The 23,440-nt window shown below is 72.1% G+C and carries 11 protein-coding genes and 1 pseudogene; 6 read left to right on the top strand and 6 right to left on the bottom strand.

The features are described 5' to 3' along the window. Positions 1-125: 125 nt before the first annotated feature. The 3 genes from OG552_RS33400 to OG552_RS33390 all read right to left on the bottom strand — a co-directional run bounded on the left by OG552_RS33400 (position 126) and on the right by OG552_RS33390 (position 3,837). Positions 126-1,124: a LacI family DNA-binding transcriptional regulator gene (locus OG552_RS33400; RefSeq protein ID WP_329141333.1), complete on the bottom strand. Its 999-nt coding sequence runs from the start codon at positions 1,122-1,124 to the stop codon at positions 126-128. 74 nt (positions 1,125-1,198) lie between these two features. Continuing rightward, complete coding sequence (locus OG552_RS33395; protein WP_329139417.1) at positions 1,199-2,116, bottom strand: ROK family protein; 918 nt, start codon at positions 2,114-2,116, stop codon at positions 1,199-1,201. Then, positions 2,113-3,837 carry a class I mannose-6-phosphate isomerase gene (locus tag OG552_RS33390; protein WP_329139416.1) on the bottom strand — a complete coding sequence of 575 codons (1,725 nt, stop codon included), beginning with the start codon at positions 3,835-3,837 and terminating at the stop codon, positions 2,113-2,115. The genes OG552_RS33395 and OG552_RS33390 overlap by 4 nt, the downstream gene beginning before the upstream one ends. 294 nt (positions 3,838-4,131) lie before the next feature. Between OG552_RS33390 and OG552_RS33385 the strand changes: the two genes are divergently transcribed. From OG552_RS33385 to OG552_RS33365, 5 genes are read left to right on the top strand one after another with little or no spacing between them, the layout of a single operon-like run. After that, a complete protein-coding gene (locus OG552_RS33385) occupies positions 4,132-5,469 on the top strand; it encodes an ABC transporter substrate-binding protein (RefSeq protein ID WP_329139413.1) in 1,338 nt (445 codons plus the stop codon). Next, on the top strand, positions 5,466-6,419 hold the full coding sequence (locus OG552_RS33380; RefSeq protein ID WP_329139412.1) for a carbohydrate ABC transporter permease: 954 nt from the start codon (positions 5,466-5,468) through the stop codon (positions 6,417-6,419). Before OG552_RS33385 ends, OG552_RS33380 begins: the two co-directional genes overlap by 4 nt. A gap of 1 nt (position 6,420) precedes the next feature. Next, a complete protein-coding gene (locus tag OG552_RS33375; RefSeq protein WP_329139410.1) occupies positions 6,421-7,230 on the top strand; it encodes a carbohydrate ABC transporter permease in 810 nt (269 codons plus the stop codon). 14 nt (positions 7,231-7,244) lie between these two features. After that, on the top strand, positions 7,245-8,450 hold the full coding sequence (locus OG552_RS33370) for a glycoside hydrolase family 76 protein (protein WP_329139408.1): 1,206 nt from the start codon (positions 7,245-7,247) through the stop codon (positions 8,448-8,450). Positions 8,451-8,505: 55 nt separating this feature from the next. Then, positions 8,506-11,706 (top strand): alpha-mannosidase, encoded by a 3,201-nt coding sequence (locus OG552_RS33365; RefSeq protein ID WP_329139406.1) that lies wholly within the window; start codon positions 8,506-8,508, stop codon positions 11,704-11,706. A 2-nt stretch (positions 11,707-11,708) separates the two neighbouring features. Here OG552_RS33365 and OG552_RS33360 read toward each other — a convergent pair whose 3' ends face one another. The 3 genes and pseudogenes from OG552_RS33360 to OG552_RS33350 form a co-directional block, all read right to left on the bottom strand. Further along, positions 11,709-12,941, bottom strand: a complete 1,233-nt coding sequence (locus OG552_RS33360; RefSeq protein ID WP_329139404.1) for a hypothetical protein — start codon at positions 12,939-12,941, stop codon at positions 11,709-11,711. Between the two features lie 156 nt (positions 12,942-13,097). Beyond that, positions 13,098-17,069 (bottom strand): GH92 family glycosyl hydrolase, encoded by a 3,972-nt coding sequence (locus OG552_RS33355; RefSeq protein ID WP_329139401.1) that lies wholly within the window; start codon positions 17,067-17,069, stop codon positions 13,098-13,100. Between the two features lie 1,017 nt (positions 17,070-18,086). Next, positions 18,087-20,429: pseudogene (locus OG552_RS33350) on the bottom strand (GH92 family glycosyl hydrolase); the annotation flags it as partial. Between the two features lie 290 nt (positions 20,430-20,719). On the opposite strand from OG552_RS33350, the gene OG552_RS33345 reads away from it, so the two are divergent. Further along, complete coding sequence (locus OG552_RS33345; RefSeq protein ID WP_329139399.1) at positions 20,720-23,404, top strand: family 78 glycoside hydrolase catalytic domain; 2,685 nt, start codon at positions 20,720-20,722, stop codon at positions 23,402-23,404. Positions 23,405-23,440 lie beyond the last annotated feature (36 nt).

Raw genomic sequence — 23,440 nt, 5'->3', positions numbered from 1 at the left:
GGCGGGATGGGCAGGATGAACGGACTGGGCAGGACGGGCGGACGGGGCGGGCTCGGCGGGCTCGGTGAACTGGGCGGGCTCGGTGAACTGGGCGGGCTCGGCGGGCCGCTGACGGAACGGGCTGGTCACACCGGCGCCGGCCCCTGGTCCGCGCCGTGCGTGATGATCGAGGTGCGGACGACCACCCGGCGGGGCGGCAGCGCCCCGGTTGCGGGGTTGGCCAGCCGCTCCCCCAGCAGCTGGGCGGCGCGGCGGCCGATCTCGTCCGGGTCGTAATCGACCACCAGGACCGGGACGCTGAGCACGTCGGCGAGGTCGAAGTCGTCGAAGCCGGCGAGTGTCGCCCGCGTGTCGTGGTGCCGCAGCGCGCGGTAGGCGCCCAGCGTGTTGCGGTTGTTGGTGCAGAAGACCGCGGTGGGCGGCTGCGGCAGCGCGAGCAGCTCGGCCGCGGCGGTCTCGGCCGAGGTCAGATCCTCCTGGCCGCGTTTGACCAGGCTGTCGTCCGGGTCGAGGCCGGCCTCGTGCAGGGCGGCGCAGTAGCCCCGGTAGCGCTCGGAACCGGTGTAGACGGAAGGGGGGTTGCCGAGGAAACCGATTCTGCGGTGGCCGGCGGCGAGCAGCCGGCTGGTCGCGGTGTAGGCGCCGCCGAAGTCGTCGACCAGTACGCAGTCCGCTTCGTAGCCGGCGGGCGGCCGGGCCACCGTGACCACCGGCAGGCCGGTGGGCAGTTCCTCGGCGAGATACGCCTGGTCGGCGCCGGCCGGGACGAGGATCAGACCGTCGACCCGGCGGGCGGAGAAGTCGCGGACCGCGGCGCGCTCGCGGGCCGCGTCACCCGCCGTGTTGGTGATCATCACCCGCAGGCCGTCCTCGGCGACGGCCGCTTCGATACCGAGCGCGAGGCGGGCATAGAAGGGGTTGGCGAGGTTGGTGACGATCAGTCCGATGGTGCCGGTGCCCTGGCCGTGCCGGAAGTTGCGGGCCAGCGCGTTGGGCCGGTAGCCGAGCTGCCGGACCGCGGCCTCGACCCGGGCGCGCTTGTCCGCCGACACGCCGGTGTCCCCGCGCAGTACCCGTGACACGGTCATCGCGCTGACCTGGGCCAGCGTGGCGACCTGCTTCATCGTCGGTGGTGCGGTGGTGAGCGGCGCGCCGGCCACGGTGGCCTCCCTCAGGGCTCGTTGACTAGAGGATAGGGTCATCGCTCCTCCTGACCTGGCCCGGTGGCCGCGTACCAGGCCGCGCCGATCAGACCGGCCTCCTGCGGGCGCCGCGCGAGCACTGGCGGCGGGACGTCGGCGGTGAGCCCCTGGGTGAAGGGCGGTCCGATCAGGTCCCAGGAGCCGGTCATGGATCCGCCGACGACGAGCGCGCCGGCTTCGAAGCGGCGCAGCCAGGGGGCGAGGGTCCGACCCAGCAGACCGAAGGCGTCCGCCAGCACGCGGCCGGCCGCCGCGTCGCCGGTCCTGGCCGCGCCGGCGATCTCGCGTACGTCCAGCCGCCGCCCCGACGCCCGTTGGTAGCCGGCGATCAGCGCGCGCCGCGACACGCTGTCCTCCAGCGGGCCGCCGTCGCAGGTCAGCAGGTCGGCGCGGCCTTCCGGCGGTACGGTCGGGCCGCTGGTCACCGCGACGCCGCCGCGCAGGAAGGCGGAGCCGACGCCGGTCCCGAGGGTGATGCCGACGACCCGGGCGTGTCCGCGCCCGGCGCCCTCGGTCCACTCGCCGCGGACGAACGCCTCGGCGTCGTTGACGAAGGCGACACCCGTACAGCCGGGGAGCCCCGAGCGCAGCAGGGCGCCGAGGTCCAGGCCGTCGAGCGCGTCGAACTTGCCGACACCGTGGTAGCGGGCGATGCCCCGGGCGTAGTCGAAGGGGCCGGGCAGTGCGACGCCCCAGCGGGCCGGCCAGCCCGGCTGCAGCGACCGGCCGGCCCGCAGCAGGGCGGCGGTGACGGCGTCGGCGGTGCCGCCGCCGTCGAGGGGTTCACGGTGCGGTGCGGCCACCTCGGCCGGTCCTGACCCGATGCGGACCAGCGCCGCCGTGACATGGGTGCCGCCGATCTCCAGCACCGGGACCGCCCCGGGCCGCACCGCCTCCGCGCGCACCCCGCTCACTTCACGAACGCCTTGACGACCCGGCTCTCCCCCGTGCCGAGCCCGGTCACGGTGTACCCGCCGGCCGCGGCCGGGATCACCAGCGTCTCGGCGTATCCCAGGCGGTGTTCCGCACCGGCCTCGGTCCGTACCAGCACGCCGTCCCCCTCGACCACGTTGAGCACGTGGAACCGCCCGTCGGTGGTGTCCGGCGCGGCGGCCCCGGCCCGGACGGTCAGCCGGTGGACCACGAAGAACATCTCCGGCAGCTGCCCGAGCAGTTCCTCGCTCCAGCCGTCGTCCTTGCGGAGCGTCCGGGGCGACTGTACGAGATCGCGGACGACGGCGTCGCCGGTGCGGTGGGTGTCGAGGTTGCGGAAGGCGTGCTCCACGTGGACCGCGCGCTGCCGGTCCTGGGCGTCGCGGCGCAGCCAGTCGTAGAACCGCAGCGAGTAGAGGTACGGGGTGGCGCTGACCTCCAGGACGACATTGCCGGCGCCGCTGCCGTGCGGGGTGCCGCCGGGGATGAGGAAGAGCTGGTGCGCGGTGGCGGGGAAGGTCTGCACGAAGCGCTCGATCGGGAAGGCGGTGCCGGCGTGGTCCGCGTCGTGGGCGCTGCGGTGGAAGTCGGCCACGTCGGCGTCGCCGCGCAGGCCGAGGAAGACGGTGTTCTCCTCGCTGCCGACCATCAGGTAGTACGTCTCGTGCTGGGTGTACGGCCAGCCGAAGACGTCCTTCATGTAGTCCGGTTGCGGATGGCAGTGGACCGACAGATTGCCGCCGTTCACGGTGTCGAGGTAGTCGAAGCGGATCGGGAAGGAGGTGCCGAACATCTCGTGCACCCGCTCGCCCAGCACGAGTTCGGGGTGGAGGGCGACCAGCAGCTGGAACGGCAGCTCGACCTGGGCGGAGTCCGGGGAGCCGGGGCTGCCGATCAGGATGCCGGACTCGGGGGCGATCAGCTCGTAGCCCAGCGCGGTGTTCGGGCCCTCGGGGTTGAAGCCGAGTTCGCGGCGGGCCCACTGGCCGCCCCACGGTGTGGTGTTGAAGGTCGGCCGGCTGCGGAAGGGGCGGCGGGCGAGGTGCGCGGCGGTGGCACGCAGGGTCTCCCCGTCGAGTGACGCCGGGGCGGCCGGGTCCTGCAGGTCGAACCAGCGGTCGATCCGGCCGGCCAGGGCGTCGCGGTGACGGTCGAGTACCGGCCAGTCGATGTAGAAGAGCCGCCGGGTGCCTGCCGTACCGTCGGCCGGGCGCTGCCCGAGGTTGGTAACGGTACCTGCCGCGACCGCCGCTTCGGCGTACCGCTTGGGCAGATCCGCGTACCAGAGCACGTCGTGCGCGACCAGCGCGGCGCCCGGGCCGTACACGACGGTCAGCCGCTCCCCGGCGGCCGGCGGCGTCGGCACCGCCGGCAGCGAAGCGAAGAAGTCGGCGAGCGACGCCTGCGACAGCGCGGCGAAGTGCGGGTCACCGGCGAGCGCCCCGCCCTCGGTGCGCGCCTCGATCTCCGCCCATGACGCCAGGTGGGAGCGCATGTCCACCAGCCGGATGCCCGGTCGCGCCGCCGACAGCCCGGCGGACACCCCCTCCCAGTCCAGCGCCCAGGGGCCGTCCACGGCCAACACGCGGACCTGCTCAGGCAGTTCGGCCAGGGCCTCGGCCCAGCCGCACCGGACCGGCGCTCCGACCGCGTCGTAGCGCGGGTTGCGCTGGTAGGGCAGGCCACTGCCGTCGTGGTGCACGGGGACACCTTTCGTCGTTCTCGTCGTTTGCCGTCGTTGCCGTCGTTGCCGTCGTTCGGGAGAGCCGTATCCCGGCCCCGTTCGGCGGCCCATCGCCACTATTCGGTATCGATACCATAGCGCGCCACCAGGAGATGTCCATCGAAGCCCCAGCCAAAGTGCCGCCACCCCTGGCATTTTCTGGTTTCCGGCAGATGAACCCTTGCCACCCACTGTTGTTACCGTTACCTTCAAGGCGACCGCGCACCGGGCAGTCGTTTTCAGCCAGGGCGCACACGACGGAAGGACAGGTCGATGCAACCTGGCCGCGCTGATCACGGGGCGACGCCCGCCGGCTCGACGATCCCCGCAGACGGTCCCACCCGCCGCCGGCTGCTCGCCGGTCTCGGCGGTCTCACGGCCGCCGCGGCACTGGCCGGCTGCGCCCGCGGGAGTTCCACCACGAGCGTGCCCGGCGCGGTGAACCTCTACAACGACAACGCCACCTGGTCGGACGGGTACGAGAAGGCCGGAGCGGTGCTCAAGCGGCTGTGCGGTTTCGACCTGCGCCCGCTGTCGAACGCCTCCACCACCTCGTACCAGGAGGTCGTCCAGACCTCGGTGCAGACCAGCCGCGCCGCCGACGTCGTCAAGTGGGCGTCCGGCTATCCGCTCTACTCGCTGGCCCGCTCCGGCGGGCTCACCGAACTCGGCGCGGTGTGGAACGACGCGGTGGGGCGCGGCTGGGTCTCCCCCGAGCTGAAGCAGGCGGTCACCTTCGACGGCGGGGTCTACGGCATTCCGCTCTACCAGTCGTCGTACGTCTTCTTCTACGCCAAGCCGGTGTTCACCAAGTACGGGCTGCGCGAACCGGCCACCTGGGCGGAGTTCACGCACAACGCCGAGGTGCTGAAGAAGAACGGTGTGACACCGTTCCTCGCCACCCAGAACGGCGTCTGGCCGGCCTTCGAGTGGTTCGAGGAACTGGTCAGCAAGCTGGACCCGGACTTCTACACCCGGCTGGTGAGCGGACAGGCCAAGTACACCGACGACACCGCGACCGAGGCGATGACCATCTGGCGGGACTTCTACGCCAAGGGCTGGATGACCGCGCCCGACTTCGACGGCGCGGACGGCCCCGCCCGGATGAAGGCCGGCAAGCTGGCGATGTTCCTGCACGGCAGCTGGGAGTCGGCGGCCATCGCCGCGGCCGGCCTGAAGCCCGGCGTCGACTACGGCGCCTTCATCATGCCGACCGTGCACGCCGGCACCAAGCCGTCGGTGATCGCCGAGTCGGGCGTCTTCGCGGTGCCGAAGCGGGCCGCGAACCACGACGGCGGTATCGCGGCCGTCTCCACCTGGCTCGACCCGCGGGTGCAGCGGGTGTGGTCGGACTTCCTCCAGGACAGTTCGGCCAACCCGGCCGTACCGGCCGCCAATCCGGTGATCGAAGCCGTGCAGCAGGACATCAGGCGCAACCGGCGGACGCTGCTGACCCGCTACAACGAGGCCAGCCCGCCCAACCTCATGCAGGGGAACATCCTCGACCTGGGAAATTTCATGATCCATCCCACCGCGATCCGCTCCACGCTCAGCTCGATGCAAAAGCGCGCGGACAAGGAGTGGGACATCTGGCGGAAGGGCGGCTCATGAGTGTGACCACCGATTCGGTCCGGGGCCGGCGCGGCCTGCCGTCCGGCGCCCGGGGGACGCCACCGGCCGCCCGGCGGCGGGCCGGGGCGCAGTGGCGGGAGCGGGTGATGGCGGGCGGCTTCCTGCTGCCGGCCGCGATCATGGTCGCGGCCGTGCTGCTGGCGCCCTTCTGCTACACGCTCTACCGCAGCTTCTTCAGCGACTACACGCACTCCACCTTCAACGGCCTCGCCAACTACGGCGACTTCTTCACCGACCCCAACCTGCTGCGGTCCCTGGAGAACACGCTGATGTGGGTGGGCGGCGCGATCGTGCTGCCGACCGGGATGGGCCTGCTGATCGCGATGCTCACCAACGCCACCCGGTGGAGCCGCGCGGCCCGGCTCGCGGTGACCATCCCGTACGCGATCTCCGGCTCGGCGGTCGCGGTGGTGTGGAACTTCATGCTCACCAGTGACGGGGCGGTGAACGGCGCGCTCAAGGGCCTGCATCTGGGCGGACTCACCGGCAACTGGCTGCTCAACTGGCCGGGGAACACCATCGTGATGATCATCGCCAGCTCCTGGCAGGCCACCGGCGTCGCGGTGATCCTCTTCATGGTCGGACTGCAGGGCATCCCGCCGGACACCCTGGAGGCCGCCGCGCTGGACGGCGCCGGCCCCTGGGCGCGGTTCCGCTACATCGTCCTCCCGCAGCTGCGGCCGGTGTCGATCATCGTCATCGGGATGAGCCTGGTGAACGGCCTCAAGGCGTTCGACCTGATCTTCGTCCTCACCCAGGGCGGGCCGGGCCGGGCCACCGAGACGCTGGCGGTGTCCATGTACCAGGAGACGTTCCTCTTCCTGCGGCCGGGCGCGGGCGCCGCCATCGCGGTACTGCTGACGATCATCGTGCTGCTGGCGTCCTGGACGTATCTGCGCCGCCAGCTGCCGACCCAGGGCAAGGTGTGACATGAGCAGAGTCGTCCGGAACAGCGTGGTCGTCCTGGTGGCACTGCTGTGGTTCGTGCCCACCTATCTCCTGATCGTCAACGGGCTCACCTCGGTGGGCAGTTACTCGGGCAGTCCGCGCTGGTACCCCAACAGCTTCGGTCTGTTCGCCAACATCAAGGCGGCCTGGAAACTGGCGGATCTCGGTCCTGCCATGGCCAACAGCCTCTACTACTCGGTGGTCAGCTCGGCCGGCGCGGTGCTGCTGGCGTCCCTCGCCGCCTTCGCCGCCGCGATCATGCCGGTCCGGCGCCGCGCGCTGTGGTTCTGGCTGATCTACGCCGGCACCCTGCTGCCGCTCCAGGTCTTCCTGCGGCCGCTCTTCCTCGCCTACGCCAACACCGGCCTGTACGACACCCAGATCGGCCTGGTGATCATCTACATCGCGATCGCCATCCCGTTCGCCTTCTTCGTACTGCGGAACTTCGCCGCCACCTTGCCGTCCGAGGTGATCGAGGCGGCCCGGCTGGACGGCGCTTCGTGGTGGCGGCTGTTCTGGAGCATCTACGTGCCGCTGTCGAAGTCCGCGATGGCCGCCGCCTTCGTCTTCCAGTTCGTCGCGGTCTGGAACGACCTGCTCTTCGGCATCACGCTGGCCACCAGCCGCAACATCCGGCCGATCATGGCCGCGCTCGCCGATCTGCAGGGCAACTACTCCAACGTGGGTCCGCCGGTGGTGCTGGCCGGCGCGCTGGTGGTCTCGCTGCCCACGGTGGTCGTCTTCTTCCTCGCCCAGCGGTTCTTCGTCTCCAGCCTCAAACTCAACGTCTGACAGGGAGTCCTGCCATGGGAACAGCCCGCGCCACCCGCCGCGCCGGCCTGCTGCTGACCGCGCTGGCCACCGCCGCGGCCGGCCTGCTCGCGGCTCCCGCCGCCCAGGCCGCCGGCGCCCGCCCGGCCGACTGGGCGGCCCGCGCCGGGGCGAGCTACCAAGCGCTCCAGCGCGACCTCTACCTCGGCGCCGCCGGCCACGACCTGTACCGCGAGTCCGTCCCCGCCGCCGCGGGCGGCAACCCGTACTCCTACCTGTGGGAGTTCCGCGAGGCCACCCAGGCCACCGTCTACCTGCAGAACATCCCGCACAACGCCCGCCGGTACCGGGCCGACGTGGCCGACCGGTTCGCCGCGCTCTCCCAGTACGCCTCGACCGATCCCGCCCACCCCGGCTACGACTCCTACCTGCCGGCGCCGCTGGGCACCGGCGGTGACCTCTTCTTCGACGACAACGCGGTGGCCGGTCTGTCCTTCCTCACCCAGTACCGGGCCGCCGGTGACCGGACGATGCTGGCCAGGGCCCGCGCCGCCTTCGCCACCGACACCCGGGCCTGGGACGACGACCCCGCCAAGGCGTGCCCCGGCGGCATGCACTGGGTGGAGAGCGGCGCCAACACCATCCGGGCCGCGAACGTCACCGGTCTGTTCGCCCAACTGTCCGCCGGGCTCTACCAGATCACCCGGCAGCCGGCGTATCTCGGCTGGGCGCAGCGGGCGTACGACTGGAACCGCGACTGCCTGCGGCAGTCGGCCGGCCTCTACCAGAACGACCGGGACGACAACGGCAGCGTCAACACCACCTTGTGGACGTACAACTCGGGCGCGATGATCGGCACCGCAACCGAGCTGTACCGCGCCACCGGGGACCGCCGGTATCTCGACCAGGCCGTCGAGGACGCCAATGGAGCGCTGGCGTACTGGACCGCGGACGACCGCCTGTACAACCAGCCGGCCGTCTTCAACTCCTTCCTCTTCCAGGACCTGCTGCTGCTGGACTCCCAGCACCACGACCCGCGCTACCGCGCGGTGTTCAGCGCCTACGCGGAGCGGCTGTGGGCCGACAACCGCGACCCGGCCACCGGTCTCTTCCGCTTCCAGGCGAGCAACGGGGGCGCGCCCGACCCCACCCAGCCGGTCGGGACGCTCAACCAGGCCGCCGCCGTCCAGCTCTTCTCGCTGCTGGCGTGGGACCCCGAGGACTACGACCGCACCAGCTGAGCCGGCCCACCCCCGCCCGCAAAAAGCCCCGCCACGCAAGGAAACACGTATTCCGATGAGCGACCGCCACACCCGCCCCTCCTGGTGGGACTCCTCCCTCGCCCGCGACGCGCTGCGCGAGCGCGCCGTCACCGGCGTCCACCGGCACGGCGCGACCACCGTCCGGGTCTCCTTGGAGCCGCTGCTGCGGCGGACCCCCTCGGGCGGGCTGACCCAGTCGGTGCGCGTGGACGTCGAGCCTGCCCCGGCCCGGCAGGTCGGCTCCGCGGTGCTGCGGATGTCCGGCGGCGCGCCGATCGACTGCGAGGTGACCGACGGCCCCGCCGGTTCGGTACGGGTGCTCGTACCGGCGGTCGAGGAGGAGGTCAGCGCCGATCTCGACCTCCCGGACCTCGCGCTGCCGGAGCCGCTGCCGCTGCTGCTGCGCCCGCAGCGGCACTGGACGGTGCACCTGGTGCAGCACGCGCACCTGGACATCGGGTACACCGACCCGCAGGGCACCGTACTGGCCGAGGGACGCGCGGCGCTGGACACCGTCCTTGAGCTGATCCGGGCCACCGACGACTGGCCGGAGGCGGCGCGCTACCGCTGGTCGGTGGAGGGCCTTTCGACCTTCACCGACTGGACCGCGCACCGGCCGCCCAGCCAGGTCGCCGAGTTCGTCCGGCGGGTCCACGAGGGCCGGATCGAGCTGACCGCGCTGCCGTTCAACCTGCACAGCGAGACCTGCTCGGTGGACGAACTGCACGAACTCCTGCGGGACGCGGTCGCCGTCCGGGAGCGCTACGGCGTGCCGCTGACCACGGCCATGCAGACCGACGTGCCCGGCCAGGTCGTCGGCCTGCAGGACGTGCTGGCCGGGCACGGTGTGCGGCAGCTGTCGGTGGCGCACAACTGGGCCGGGCGGGCGGCACCGCACCTGGTCGGCGGAGCGCGGCTGCCGCGGCTGTTCCGCTGGCGCACCGCCGACGGCGGGTCGGTGCTGGTCTGGCGGACCGACACCCCGCACGGGCTGGCGTACATGGAGGGCTCGATCATCGGCTTCGACGAGTCGCACGCGGCCGTCGACGACCTCTTCCCGGCCTATCTGACCGCTCTCGCCGAGCACGCGGTGCCGCACCAGGGCAGGGGCATACCCGGTTATCCGGTCCTCGACGCCGCGTACGAGGCCGACCCCTACCCGTGGGACGTCCTGCACCTGCGGGTGCTGGGGACCTTCGCCGACAACGGACCGCCGCGTCTGGTCGCGGCCGAGACCGTACGCCGGTGGAACGAGACCTGGGCCTATCCGCAGCTGCGGCTCTCCCGGCACGAGGACTTCTTCACCGACGCCGAAGCGCGCGTCGGCGACCGGCTGGAGACCTTCGAGGGTGACTGGTCGGACTGGTGGGTGGACGGCGTCGGCGCGGGCGCCGCGCCGCTGGCGATGAACCGCACCGCCCAGTCCGCGCTCACCGACGCCCAGACCCTGGACGTACTCGCCGACCTGCGGGGCGCCGAGGGCGGGGCCGCCGGTGGCGGGGAGACCGGCGGCGTCTACCGCGCGGTGTCCCTCTTCAACGAGCACACCTGGGGGGCCGGCGACCCGTGGACGTACGGCTGCCGCGGCCACGGGTCGGGTGAGCAGCAGTGGCACTGGAAGTACGGGCAGGCGGTCCGCGCGCACGACGGGGCGCTCGCGCTGCTGGAGCGGGCCGCGCACCGGCTGGGTACGGCGCTGCCGCAGGCGCCCGGCGCGCGGGCGAGTTTCCATGTCGTCAACACCCGCAGCCGGGCGCGGACCGACGTCGTACGGTTCTTCCTGCCCGAGAGTGTGCTGCCGCTGGACGTCCCGGCGCGGGTGCTGGACGGCTGCACAGGCCGCGCGCTGCCGGTGACCGGCGAGCCGCAGACCAACCCGCTGCACCGGGCGGCCGGCCGCTTCCTGCACGTCACGGTCGCGGACGTGCCGCCGCTCGGCACCGTACGGCTGGATGTCTTCGCCGCGCAGGCCGCGCGGACAGCGCGGACCACGGGCGCGGCGGACACCGTGGATGCCGTGGACACCATGGATGCCGTGGACACCATGGTTGCGGTGGACCCGGCGCACGGGCCGGCCGGCCGGGGAGACCCGGTGCTGGAGAACGAGTTCCTGGCGGTGCGGGTCGACCTGCGCGGCAATCGCGTCGCGTCCATCGTGGACAAGTCCACCGGCACCGAACTCGTCGCCGCCGACGCGGTGTTCGGCTTCAACGGCTATGTCTACGACCGGTACGCGACGGCCGGCGGCTTCAACCACCAGTCGAGCAAGACGGTGGCCGACGACTCCATGCACCTGCTGGCCGGCCGCGAAGTGGCCCCGGCCGCGGTGCTGGTGGAGCGGACCTCGTCGGCGGTGGCCGAGACGCTGGTCTACGAGTGTGTGCCGCCCGGCGGCGCCAAGCTGCGCACCACGCTCACTCTGCCGCACGGCGTCGCCCGCCTCGACATCGCCAACCATCTCGCCAAACCGGCCACCATGACGAAGGAGAGCGCCTTCTTCGCCTTCCCCTTCGCGCTGCCCGATCCGGTGGTCAGGACGGAGGCGAGCGGCGGGGTGGTGGGCACCGGCCTGCCGCTGGTCCCCGGCTCGGCCCGGCACATGCGGGCGATCCGCCGCTGGGCCACCCTGACCGGCGGCGGGGTGTCCCTGGGCTGGGCCACCCACGACGCGCCGCTGGTCCAGCACGGCAACATCGCGATCCCGTACGTGCCTTACCCGCCGTCGGTGCCCGGCCAGGAGCCAGGCACCCTCTACTCCTGGGTGCACAACAACATCTGGGACACCAACTTCCCGAGCCGGCAGGCTTTCGAGCAGACGTTCCGCTACAGCGTGGCCGTCCGCCGGGACGGTGATCCGGTGGAATCCGCGGCGCTCGGCATGCGGGCGGCCGAGCCCGGCCACCCGCTGCACGCGGTGCGGGCGTACGGCACGCCGGACGCGTCCGCGGCGCCCGGTGGTGCGCCCGTGACCTCGCTGGTGACCGTGGACCGCCCGGACGTACGGGTGGTGGGGCTGGTGGCCGCGGAGCCGGGTGCGTTCCTGATCCGGCTGCAGTCCTTCGCCGACGAGCCGGTGGCCGCCGGGCTGCGGCTGGACGTGCCCTGCGCCGCCACGCTGCGCTGCTCCTTCCTGGGCGAGAACGGTGTCGCTCTCGCACCGGAGCCGGACGGCACCCTGCGGATGCCGCTGGCCGCGCGCGGGACGGCGGCGCTGCTGGTGCGAACGGTCGGCTGAGCTCAGCTGAGCGTGGACCCGGAGACGGCCGGCTTGCCCGAGCCGAGGAAGAAGATCCCGGGGTAGCCCGCGGTGGAGAAGCCGTGGCTGGGGTTGGCGCGCAGCGTCGAGGAGGCGATGCTCAGGGTGCCGGTGCGGTCGTTGCTGACGTAGAACAGGGCGCCGCCGCCTTCCTTCGCGTCGTTGTGGGAGATGTCGGATCCCTCGACGCGCACCGTGTACCGGTTGCCGTCGGTGTAGATCGCGCCGCCGCTGCCGCCGCCGGGAGTTCCGCCGCGGGCCGGGTTGGCGCCGCTGCCCACGGCGGAGTTGCCGGTCATGACGGTGTTGAGGACCACCCAGGAGACGCCGATGCTGCTGAGCGCCCCGCCGTTGGAGCAGCTGCCGCCGGTGAAGGTGCTGTCGGTGATGTACACCGGCAGGCCGTGGTACTGGTCGAGCACCCGGATCGCGGCGCCGCCGAGGTCGGGGCCGGTCGGATCGCAACGGTTGCCGGTGAAGCGGGTGTTGACCGCTTTGAACCGGCCGCCGCGCACCAGGACGGCGCCGCCACCGCCCCCTTCCGCGGTGTTCCCGGTGGAGTTGCCGTCGGCGAAGGTGAGGTTCTGGACGGTGAGTTCAGGCTCGGCCTGGTCCTGGCAGTGCGAGGTGGTCCAGCCCTGGGCCTGGTCGCAGGTGTCCATGGAGAGGATCCGCCGTGTGCCGCCGCCGCTCAGCGTGACCTTCCCGCCGCCGTCCAGCACGATCCGCGGGACGGCGTTGCGGACCTTGGCGGTCGCGGTCATGGTGATGACCACCGGCGCGGGGCCGCAGTCGAAGGTGATCACCCCGCCGGCCGCGACCGCGGCGACCACGGCCGCCGACGTACAGCCCGACGGGGTGCCGTCGCCCACCGTGCGGGCCGGGTGCGAGGTGTCCGCCGCCCGTGCCTCGGCGGGTACGGTCGCACCGCCCCGCGGGTTTCCGGCGGCGAGCGGGACGCCGGCGGCGGTCTTCGGCGGGTGCGGGCGGGACGTGGCCCCGGGCCGCGGCTTGCTGATGGGCTTGCCGATGCTGGGCGGGGTGGTGGTCGAAGCCGGACGGGGGCCGGACGGCGCCGCCGTCGCTGTGGGCGCCGTGCGGGACGGCGCCGGGCCGGACGCGTCCGCGGGTCCCTGGGATCCGGCGCAGCCCGCCAGCACGGCGCCGGCCAGCAGGCAGCCGACAACGGACCGCACCGCTCGCATGGTTGGCATCGCCCGATGCTAGGCCATGTCCGGCACCCGGCGCCGTCCGCCCGGGGGCGGGCGAGCTCCGCGGGGGCACAGCGAAGGGGGCGCGGCCGGCTGCCGCGCCCCCTTCCGTCCCTGCCGGTGAGTCACTGCCGCGGGCGGGTCACTGCCGCGGGTGGTTCAGTGCTGCGGGTGCCCGCTTCCCTGGGCCAGCAGTTCCACCTCGGCGAGCGTGGTGGCCGTCGTGCCGCCGGCCGTCACCACCAGGCGGTAGCCCGTGTAGCCACCGGGGTGCGCGATCTCGAAGGGGCGGGTCTGCAGCCGGCTGCTGAAGGTCTCGCCGCTCCGGGAGTCGAGCGTCTTCCAGTGCGTTCCGTCGCTGGTGCCCTCCAGGCGCCAGCTGCTGGGGTCCTGGCCCTCGGTGGCCCCGGAGGTCAGGGTGTAGAAGGTGGCCCGCTGCCCGGCCGGCTTCTTGGCGCCGGCGCCGGTGAAGGCGTACGTCACCGTCGGGGTGGCGGTCGGGAAGGTGACGGCGGTCTTCGAGGTGTTGTCGAAGAGCGCGGTGACATCGGTGCCGTCGGCCGCGGTCGCGGTGCCGAGGCCCGGTCCCGTGGTGTCGGCGAGCGGCTGCGGTGTGCTGCCGGCCGGGGTCAGGGACGTGGGCAGCGCGTCCTTGCCGGTGCCCCACTTCGACGGCTTGGCGCCCATGGTGAAGTCGAGCCGCGCACCGGCCGAGAGCTGACTCTGCGTCAGGTACGCCTTGTCGTACTTCTTGCCGTTGACCTTCAGCGACTGCACATAGATGTTGCTGCCGCTGTTGTCCGGTGCGTTGACGACGATGCTCCTGCCGTTGTCCAGGTGGATGGTGGCCTTGGTGAAGAGCGGGGAGCCGATCACGTAGTTCTCGCTGCCGACCTGGAGCGGGTAGAAGCCCAGCGCGCTGAAGATCTGCCAGGTAGAGGTGGCGCCGTTGTCCTCGTCACCCGGGTAGCCCTGGCCGATCGAGCTGCCGGTGAACAGCCGCCGCTGGATCTCCCGGACGGCCGCCTGGGTCTTGGCCGGGTCACCCGCGTAGTCGTACATGTACGGGATGCCGAACGACGGCTGGTTGCTCAGGCCGAGTTCGCCCATCCGGACGTCCCGGGCCTCCAGCATCTCGTGGATGGTGCCGCCGTAGCCGCCCGCGTCGCCGTCGGCGGTCTCCTGGGTGGCGAAGAAGGTGTCGAGCTTCTTCTCCAGGTTCTGCTTGCCGCCGTAGATCGCGGCGAGTCCCGCCGGGTCCTGCGGCACGGTGAAGGCGTAGTTCCAGGCATTGGTCTCGGTGTACTCGTTGCCCCAGTTCTGGGGGTCGTACTGGGCGTCCGGGACACGCCAGGAGCCGTCGGCGTTGCGGCCCTCGAAGAAGCCCACGTTCTGGTTGAAGATCGTGGTGTAGTTCTGGGCCCGGCCCAGGAAGTACGCCGACTCCTCCTGGTACCGCTGCCGGTCGGCCTTGGCGGTCTTCGGGTCCTTGGCGAGCTTGGCCGCCATGGTGCCGATGCCGTAGTCGTTGATGTAGCCGTCGAGCGACCAGGAGACGCTGCCGTCGACCGAGGTGTTGGTGTAGCCGTTGAAGACCGAGGTGTCCAGGCCCTTGCGGCCGACGCCGGAGGCGGTCGGGAAGACGGTCGCGTTCTTCACCGCGGCGTCGTAGGCCGCCTTGACGTCGAAGTCGGTGACGCCCTTGGCGAAGGCGTCGGCGAAGGCCACGTCGGAACTGGTGCCGGTCATCAGGTCGGCGTAGCCGGGTGAGGACCAGCGGGCGGTCCAGCCGCCGTCCTTGTACTGCTGGACGAAGCCGTTCGCGAGTTCGCCGGCGGTCCGCGACTCCAGCAGGGAGTACGCCGGCCACTCGGTGCGGTAGCTGTCCCAGAAGCCGTTGTTGACGTAGACCTTGCCGTCCACCACCTGGGCGCCGGTCTCGGTGGGCGAGCTCGGGCCCTGCTTGGAGAACGAGCTGGCGTACCGGTAGACCGGGTGCTGGGCGGTACCGGTGTTCTCCGAGGCGGAGTTGGGGTACAGGTTCATCCGGTACAGGTTCGAGTAGAGCGTGGTCAGCTGGTCGTCACTGGCGCCCTGCACCTCGACCTTGCCGAGGCGGCTGTTCCACTGCTGCGCCGCGCGGTGCTGCACGGTGGCGAACGAGGTGCCGGCCGGGATCTCCAGGTCCAGGTTCTTCTTCGCCTGGGCGGCGCTGATGAACGAGGTGGCGATGCGCATGGTCACCACCTTGCTGCCGGAGGTGTCGAACCGCGCGTAGCCGGTGACGTTGTCGCGGCCCTGGCCGGTGGTCTTGGCCGCGGTGGCGGGCGCCCGGTCGAACTCGGCGTGCACGAACATCCGGCTGGCGCCGGTGGACAGGCCGCTGCGGTGCTCCGACCAGCCGTCGAGGGTGCCGGCGGCGGCGTCGAAGGTGAGACCGCCGTTGTTGTCGATGTTGTCGAAGAGCAGGTCGCCGCTGTCGCCGGTGAAGGTGAAGCGGAACTCCGCGGCGTGGTCGGTGGGCGCCATCTCGGCCTTGATGCCGTTGGTGAAGGTGACGCCGTAGTAGTCGGGCCTGGCGGTCTCGTCGGCGTGCTCGAAGGGCAGCGCCCTGGCGGTGCGGTTGAGGTCCGGGGTCCCGGTGCCCCCGGACGGCATCACCTGGAAGAGGTCGCGATCCCCCATCCAGGGACTCGGCTCGTGGCTGATGCCGAGCGCCTGCAGGGTGGGCAGGTTGTCGGCGTTGTTCTGCGCCGCGTAGGCGTACTCCCAGGAGTCGGAGCCCGCGTCGGTGACCGGGGTGAAGAAGTTGAAGCCGTTCGGCACCGCGGTCAGCGGCAGGTTGTTGCCGCGGGAGAAGGAGCCGGAGGAGTTGGTGCCGCGCCGGGTGTCGACGTGGTCGACGTAGCTCGCCGCGGTGTCACGGGCCGGGGCGTCGCCGATGGTGATGTCGTCGATCCAGCCCTTGAACTGGGTCGCCGCACCCTGGGCGGCGGTGCCGGCCGGGTTGTCGTAGCCGAGCAGGATCCGGTCGATGGTCCGGCCCGCGGCCACCTTGCCGAGGTCGGCGGACACCGCGTTCCACTGCGAGGCGTAGAGGATCTTGGCCTTGCCCTGGCCCTGCGGGGTGAGCGCGACACCGTTCTGGTCCTGCGCGGGCCGCCGCAGTCCGCTGAGGTAACTGCCGTCGGTGAAGTGGAGGTCGACCGAGGCGTACGTGCTGGGGTAGGTCAGGTCGCCGCCGGTCAGCTCGGGGAAGATGTCGTACGACAGCCGGGTGTCGCGCCCGACCTTGATGTGCGTGTCGTAGAGCTTGTTGTACGCGTGCACCGACCCGTTCCGGGTGTGCGTTCCGGAGTACTCCAGTGCCTTGAGGCCGGTGAAGCCGACGCCCGGCTTGACGTTCGGGCCCGACGAGGGGCCGGCGCCGACGGTGGTGGTCATCCCCGCGACCGGCGCCGGGGCCGGCGAGCCGTCGGAGAGGATCAGGTCGGCCAGCTGCACGATGGTGCCACCGTGGTTGAGCGTGACGTTCAGCCGGTAGTAGCGGTACGCGCCGGGGGTGGCCACGTCGTAGACGTTGGACTTGAAGCGGCCTGCGAAGTCCTGTGCGGTGCGGGTGTCGACGGTGGTCCAGCCGGAGCCGTCCTCGGAGCCCTGGAGCTCGAAGTTCTCCGGGTCGCGCTCCGGGGAGTCGTTGGCCGCCGTGATGGCGTACTTCTTGACCGTGACGTCAGCGCTCAGCTGGTACTGCAGCCAGCCGGTGGGCGCGAAGGTCAGCCACTTGGTGTTCGGGTCCTCGTCGGCGGCCTTCGGCGCGGTCTCGTCCGGCGGGTTGTCGGAACTCGCGGTGACCGCGGTGACCGTGTCCTTGACGCTGCCCGGCAGGACCGGCAGGGTGCCCGCGGTCACTCCGGAGACCCACGGCTTGCCCCCGCGGGTCTCGGCGGTGCTGTCCGCGGGCTGTGCCTGACCCGGCTCGAACGAGGTCGTGAAGGCGGGGGCAGGGGCGCCGCCCGCGTGGCCGGTCGCGGCTTGCGCGAAGGCCGACGCGGGTACGGTCAGGGCCACTGATACCGCCGCCGCGACCAGGGATCTGGTGAGCGTTCTGCGGGCTCGGCCACTTCTCATGCGGTACTGCCTTTCTGGTCGCGGCTCCGGGTGGTGAGGCGTCCCGCCCGCCTTCGGCAGGAGGGCGGGACGCCCGTCGGTGGGTACGCCGGCTGCGTCGTCGGGTCAGGCGTTGCGGCCGCTCATCGCGTACAGCGCGAGCCGGGTCTCGTCGGGCAGGGTGAGCGAGACCGCGGTCCTGCCGCTGTCCAGGGGGACGGTGAGGTGCCAGAGGCTCACCGCCACGCCGTCGGGCACGCCCTGCCGGTCGTAGCGGCTGTCGGCGCGGACCGCGGTGTCCTCGCCGAGCCGCGGTGCGCCCGCCGCCCAGTCGGTGGCGGCAAGGGTGACCGGGGCGCTGCCGCCGTCGGCGTAGTGGACCGTGGCGGTGGCGGTGATGTCACCGTTGTGGGCGGCGAGCAGCACGTCGAGCGCGGAGTACGCGCGGGGCACCAGGGGCACCGTCTGCCCGTGGGCGGTGGCGAAGTTGGCCGCGCTGCCGGTGGTGTCGGGAAAGTCGTACGCCCGCCCGCCGAGCAGACCGGGGCCGGGCGCGGGCAGTTCCTCGGCCGGGTAGCTCGTCCCGGTGCCGTCGAAGTCGCCCCCGGTGGCGCCCGCCGCGCTCACCCCGTCCACGTCGTACTGCGCGGAGAGGTCCTGCGGGCAGAAGCCACTGGTCCCGGTGCAGGTGGAGGTGGTAACGGCGACCTGCACGGTCCGGGTCACGGCCGGCCCGCCGGCCTGCGCCACCTTGACGGTGAGCGGATAGCTGCCGTCGGGTGTGCCGGCCGGGGCGCTGAGGTGGACCGGCAGCACCCGGGTGGCGGGCACGGTGCCGGAGTCGAGCCGGAAGCTGCTGCGCGCCGGGTCTGCGGTGAGCGGCGCGGGCGCCGTGACGGTCAGCGTGCCGGAGACCTCGCCCGGTCCGGTGAGGACGGCGGACACGTCCACGTCGGTGGCCTTGCCGCCCGCGAGCACCCCGGGATCGGCCGGGGTGAGGGCCGCCGCGGTGTGCCGCCGGGTGTCGGGCACGTGGTCGAGCGCGGGCGGGGCGGCCGAGGCCGCGGTCCCCCAACGGGACGGCTGGGCGCCGACGGTGAGGGCGAGGTCCTTGCCGGCCCTGATGTCCTCGGTGGTGAGGTAGGTGGTGCGCAGCGCCTTGCCGCCGAGCCGCGCGGACTGGATGTAGCGGTCGGTGTCGCTGCTGCCGGGGGCGGTGACCGCCAGCCGGCCGTGCGGGTAGTACCGCTTGTCCAGGGTCAGGTCGACCCGGTCGAAGAGCGGTGTGGACACGCCCCACTGGTCGGTGCCGGGGGACATCGGGTAGATGCCGATGGCGGAGAGCACCTGCCAGGCGGACATGGTGCCGAGATCGTCGTTGCCGGTGACGCCGTTGGGCGCGTTGGTGAAGAGCGTCAGCGCGGCATGCACCACATCGGTGGTCTTCCACGGCTGGCCGGTGGAGAGGTAGGTGTACGGGGCGCTGAGGTCGGGTTCGTTCTGCGGGTTGTACTTGTCCTGGTTGTAGTACGAGTAGGGGCCGTTGACCCACACGTCACGGGCCGTCCCCGCCGGGTCCTGGAGCAGCTGGTCGTAGGCGAAGAAGGAGTCGAGCCGGGCGTTGGCGGCGGCGCTGCCGCCGATCAGGCCGACAAGACCCGGCAGGTCCTGCGGGACCAGCCACATGTACTGCCACGACGTGCCCTCGTGGAAGCCGGTACTGGCGGCCGGGTCGGTGGGTCCGACGAACATCCCGTCGTTGTCGCGGGCCCGGAAGAAGCCGGTGGAGGGGTCGAGGATGCTGCGGTAGTTCTGGCCGCGGGTCAGGTAAGCGCGGGCGTCGGAGGTGTGGCCGAGGTCCTTCGCCATCCCGCCGAGGGCGGCGTCGGCGAGCGCGTACTCCAGGGTCGCGGACGGGCCGTGCTGGAAGTCGTTGTCCCCTGGCTTGCCCGGCCGGGCCGGGTCGTAGGGCACATAGCCGTTCGCCAGGTACTCCTGGTCGGCCTGCCGGCCCGCGGCCGGCGAGGACGCCGGCGGGACAGTGTCGGCGTGCTTCTTCAGCGCCCGGTACGCCTCCTCCTCGTGGCCCTTGAGCAGGCCCTGGCGGTAGGCGTCGACGAGGAAGGGCGTGACCGGATCACCGGTCATGATGTTCGTCTCGACGGTGGCGTACCCCCAGCGCGGCAGCTGTCCGCTCTCGTCGGCGACCCGCAGCAGCGACAGGGCCATGTCGCGGGACTCACGCGGCGCCAGCAGCGACAGGAGTTGCTGCTGGGTGCGGTAGGTGTCCCACAGCGACCAGTTCTGGTAGTACGTGATCCCGTTCGCCGGGTGGACCTTCCCGTCCCAGCCGGTGTAGCGGCCGTCGACGTCGCCGCCGAGGTTGGGGGCGAGGAAGGAGCGGTAGAGCGAGGAGTAGAAGGTGCGCTGCTGCTCGTCGGTGCCGCCGCGCACCCTGATCTGTCCCAGCCGGTCCTGCCACAGCTTCGTGGCCGCCGCCCTGGTGCTGTCGAAGGTGCCGCGGCCCTCGGCTGCGAGGTTCTTCGCGGCGCCGTCGGCGCCCACCCAGGACAGGGCGGTGACAGCCGTGACGTCGTGGTCCTGCGTGGTGTCGAAGCGGACGTAGGCGCCGCCGAGCCCGGTGGAGGTGCTGGTGCGCCGGCCGGCCGTCACGGCGCCGCCGTTCCAGGTCCCGTAGGAGGCGAACGGACGGTCGAACCGGGTCTCGGTGTAGAGCGTGTACGGGGTGGTGTCCTGGCAGAAGCCGCTGCCGGTGATGGCGGTCAGCACGGTGCGGTCGTCCAGGACGGTGACGGTGCTGCTGGTGACCTTGTGCAGCGCCTGGCCGCTGTCGAGCAGCACATTGGCCTTGTCGGTGGCCGGGAAGGTGTACCGCTGCCAGCCGGTGCGGGCGGTGGCGGTCAGCTCCGCGGTGACGCCGGTGCCCAGCCGGACCCGGTAGAAACCGGGCGACGCGGTCTCGTCGGCATGGGTGAAGGGCGCCGCGTAGACCGCGTTGTCGGTGGCGGTGATGTCACCGGTCGTGGGCAGCACGGGCAGGTCGCCGCCGAGCCCGCAGCCCACGCCGGACAGGTGCACGGAGCTGAAGCCGCGGATGTGGTCCTGGTCGTAGTCGTAGCCGGTGTTGTGCCCGGTGTCGGGCGAGAGCTGCACCATGCCGAACGGCACCGCGGCACCGGGGTAGGTGTTGCCGTCGTTCTCGGTGCCGATGAACGGATTCACCAGATGGGTCAGGTCACCGGCCGCGGTTCCGCCGTGGGCCGGTGCCGCCTGGGCGGGCAGCGCGCCCGCTCCCGCCGCGACGAGCGCCACGGCCAGGGCGACCGCGGCCCCGTGCAGGCGCCGCATCCTTGAGGCCATTGCATCCTCCCCCGCTTGACAACGTTGTCAGCCAGTTGTGCACCCCTGCGCCCCCAGAGACTGAAGGTGCAGGACATGCCAAAGATGAGGGGAATCTTGGCAACGAAGGGCACGCACGTCAAGCATCCGGTGAACTGACGGTCCGTCACCCCGGCCCCGCCCGGGGGTCACTGATCGATTCAAACCGCGCTTCACCTGCCGAGCACATCCGGGATTCACCGCGTACGGTCCCTGGACGGAGCCTGGGGCTCCTTGTAGCCTCAAGCCGCAAAACGATATTGAATCGTTTCATGCCCACTCTCCATCGGGAGCCGCAGATGTCCAGCAACACCGCGGGGGAAGAGTCCCCCGTCCCCGGACCGCAGCGCCGCGCCGTCATCAGAGCCGGACTCGGCGGAGCCGCCGTCGCCGCCACCGGCATCACCCTCGGCGCCGCGGGGCCGGCCGTGGCGGCCGGCCCGTCGGCGGCGGCCGGAACCGCGGGACCGCCGGCGTCCCGCCACGCCGGCGGCAACTGGCAGCAATACGTACAGGGTCCGTCCAGCCGCACCGTGCGGCCCACCGGGGTGCACAGCGTCACCGGGCAGGTGACCCGCGCCGACGCGCTGCTGAAACCCGGTGGCCGGACCACCGTGCTCAAGCGCCCGCAGCCGCCCACACCGCCGAGCTGGCCGGCCGGCACGACCGCCGCCGCGTCCTCGTCGCACGCGCCGAACAACGGCAACGACGGCAGGCCCCGCACCTATGACGCGTCCAACGCGATCGACGGCGATCCGGACACCTTCTGGAACGACGACACGATCGCCGCGTACCCGGACACGCTGACCGTGACCACCACCGCTCCGCTCTCGCTGCCCGGCATCACCGTGCAGTCCAACGGGGACGGTTTTCCGGTGGACTTCACCGTGGAGACCTGGGACGGCAGCGCCTGGCAGCCCGCCGCTGCCGTCACCGGCAACACCACCGCCCGGCGGGCGGTGCCCTTCGCCGCGGCCGTCTCCACCACGCAGGTGCGGATCACGGTCACCGCCGACCAGAACACCCCCTCGGGCGAGTTCACCCGGATCAACGAGGTCTACCCGGGCGTGCTGCCGGCCGACGACGTGCCCCGGGTCGTGGTGGACTTCGGCAAGGTCGTGGTGGGTTACCCGCACATCCGCTTCGCCTCGGCCTCCGGCAACAGCCCCGGCGTGCGGCTGGCGTTCTCCGAGACGCTGGAATTCCTCACCGAGCGCAGCGACTTCACCCGCTCCGACCAGTCCGGGGTGCCCGCCCAGGGCACCGACCAGTACGCGGTGCCGGCCCGCGGCGCCGACTGGCAGGACGTCAAGGGATACCAGAGCGGCACCAAGGTCTACGCCGACGGCCTGCACGGCTTCCGCTATCTGCAGATCAGCCTGGACGCGCTGGCGGCCGACGCGCCGGCCGCACAGCCGTGGGGCGAGGTGGCCATCGACGCGGTGTGGCTGGACTTCACCGCCTACCTGGGCACTCCGGGTTCCTACCGCGGCTGGTTCCTGAGCTCCGACGACGACCTCAACCGCTACTGGTACGGCGCCGCTTACACCAACGAACTGGTCACCGACACCTTCCGCCCCGACGACATCGACCCGCGGGGCGCCGACTCACCGACCCTGGACGGCAAGCTGGTGCTCCAGGACGGCGCCAAGCGCGACCGCGACCCGTACGTCGGCGACCTCGCGGTGTCCGCCCGCACCCTCTACCTCACCCACGACGACGCGTCGGCCGCCGCCCGCAACGTGCTCGCCGACCTGGCCGACCACCAGCGCGCCGACGGCTGGATCCCGCCGGCCTCGATCAACGGCTACACCCTGCCGCTCTTCGACTACCCGCTGTGGTGGGTGACGTGCAGCTGGGACTACGTGCTCTACTCCGGCGACCGCGGCTACGCGAGCCGGTACTACCCGCAGCTGACCAAGGTGCTCGACACCTGGTACCCGTCGGTGACCGACGCGGACGGGCTGCTCAGCAAGGGCCTCAACGGCACCGGTGGGTACGGCGACTACGCCTTCCTGGACCGCACCGGCCGGATCACGTACTACAACGCCAACTATGTGCAGGCCCTCAACGACGCGGCGAGCCTGGCCCGTTACCTCGGGCACAGCGCGGACGCCGACCGCTGGGCGGCGCGGGCCGGCACGGTCGCGGACGCGGTCAACGCGCATCTGTGGGACGCCGGCGCGGGCGCCTATCTGGACTCCTCGACCGGCGCGGTCCGGCACGCGCAGGACGGCAACTCCATCGCCATCACCGCGGGGGTCGCCGACCCGGCAAGGGCCGCCTCGGCCCTCGCCCACCTGGACGCCACCACGGTGCTGCCGTACGGCAACGCCTTCATGGACAACGACACCATCTTCGGCGGCGCCTCGCAGCGGGTCTACGCCTTCACCTCCTACCCGGAGCTGCTGGCGCGGTTCCGCACCGGCCGGGCGGACTCCGCGCTCGACCAGATCCGGCGCACGTACGGCTGGATGGACCGCAACGACCCGGGGACGACGAACTGGGAGGGCATCGGCCCGGACGGCTCCGCCTACGAGGGCTCGTACACGAGCATGGCGCACGGCTGGTCCACCGGTGTACTGCCCGCGCTGACCAACGAGTTGCTCGGCATCCGGCCGACCGCCCCCGGCTTCGCCGCCTGGGAGGTGCGCCCGCACCCGGGGTCCGTCGCCTGGGCACGCGGCCAGGTGCCGACCCCGCACGGCCCGCTCAGCGCGGACTGGGAGCACACCGCGAAGGGGACCTTCACCCTCACCGTACGGGCCCCGCACGGCACCCGCGGCACCGTGGCGGTCCCGACCGACGGCCGCGGTGTCAGTGTGTACGTCGACCGGCGGCTCGCCTGGAGCGGCCGGAAGGCGACGGCGTACGGCGCCGCGGAGATTTCGGGTTACATCGTGCTCAGCGGCCTCGGCGCCGGCAGTCACACGGTGACCGTGCGGCCTGCCCGCTGACCGGCCGGCCTGCGGGCGGCAGGGCCCGGCGGCGCC

It is taken from the genome of Streptomyces sp. NBC_01476, assembly GCF_036227265.1.
Taxonomy (GTDB): Bacteria; Actinomycetota; Actinomycetes; order Streptomycetales; family Streptomycetaceae; genus Actinacidiphila.
Note: the sequence above shows the minus strand (reverse complement) of the source record. Positions and strands in the feature narration are given on the sequence as shown.

Bases quoted from the DNA above. Each gene is read 5' to 3' on its own strand.
- OG552_RS33400 (WP_329141333.1), bottom strand. From the start codon at position 1,124: ATGAAGCAGGTCGCCACGCTGGCCCAGGTCAGCGCGATGACCGTGTCA.
- OG552_RS33385 (WP_329139413.1), top strand. From the start codon at position 4,132: ATGCAACCTGGCCGCGCTGATCACGGGGCGACGCCCGCCGGCTCGACG.
- OG552_RS33380 (WP_329139412.1), top strand. From the start codon at position 5,466: ATGAGTGTGACCACCGATTCGGTCCGGGGCCGGCGCGGCCTGCCGTCC.
- OG552_RS33375 (WP_329139410.1), top strand. From the start codon at position 6,421: ATGAGCAGAGTCGTCCGGAACAGCGTGGTCGTCCTGGTGGCACTGCTG.
- OG552_RS33370 (WP_329139408.1), top strand. From the start codon at position 7,245: ATGGGAACAGCCCGCGCCACCCGCCGCGCCGGCCTGCTGCTGACCGCG.
- OG552_RS33365 (WP_329139406.1), top strand. From the start codon at position 8,506: ATGAGCGACCGCCACACCCGCCCCTCCTGGTGGGACTCCTCCCTCGCC.
- OG552_RS33360 (WP_329139404.1), bottom strand. From the start codon at position 12,941: ATGCCAACCATGCGAGCGGTGCGGTCCGTTGTCGGCTGCCTGCTGGCC.
- OG552_RS33355 (WP_329139401.1), bottom strand. From the start codon at position 17,069: ATGAGAAGTGGCCGAGCCCGCAGAACGCTCACCAGATCCCTGGTCGCG.
- OG552_RS33345 (WP_329139399.1), top strand. From the start codon at position 20,720: ATGCCCACTCTCCATCGGGAGCCGCAGATGTCCAGCAACACCGCGGGG.